The organism is Vibrio sp. 811 (genome assembly GCF_033339195.1).
The window spans coordinates 1-564 of record NZ_JAWOUB010000750.1 but is presented as its reverse complement, the minus strand read 5'-3'; the positions used below and the strand labels follow the sequence as shown (position 1 = coordinate 564).

General features: G+C 51.2%; 1 protein-coding gene. It reads left to right on the top strand.

Annotated elements, in window-relative coordinates; all coding sequences use genetic code 11:
- Positions 1–564, top strand: a 564-nt coding sequence (pstC, locus tag R7Q46_RS29200; protein WP_318078584.1) for a phosphate ABC transporter permease subunit PstC, incomplete at both ends; no start/stop codon positions are given.

Here is a 564-nt window from a genome sequence, read left to right as displayed (position 1 = left end):
GCTTCCACCTGCGCTTTACGGCGTAGCAACAATGATTGTCGCTTCTGTAGTCTCTACTGCGGGTGCGGTGATGGTTGGCGTTCCTGTTGGTGTGCTTACCGCAATCTTCATCGCTGAAATCGCGCCTAAGCGTTTGGCTGATGTTATTCGTCCTGCGGTTGAGTTGCTAGCGGGTATCCCTTCGGTGGTGTATGGCTTCTTCGGCCTCGTTATCATCGTTCCTTTGATTCAAGACATCTTCAATGTGCCAGCGGGTAACACCATCTTGGCGGGTATCATTGTTCTTGGTGTGATGATTCTACCGACCGTAATCACGGTATCTGAAACGTCTATTCGAGCGGTGCCTCGTGCATACAAAGAAGGCTCTTTGGCTCTTGGCGCTTCAAAAATCTACACAATCTTCAAACTGCTCGTTCCTGCGGCTCGTTCAGGCATCATGACTGGTGTGATTCTTGGTATCGGTCGTGCGTTGGGTGAGACAATGGCAATCATCATGGTGATGGGTAACGCGCCAGCAATGCCAGAAGGCATTCTCGACTCAGCACGTACGCTGACCGCGAACAT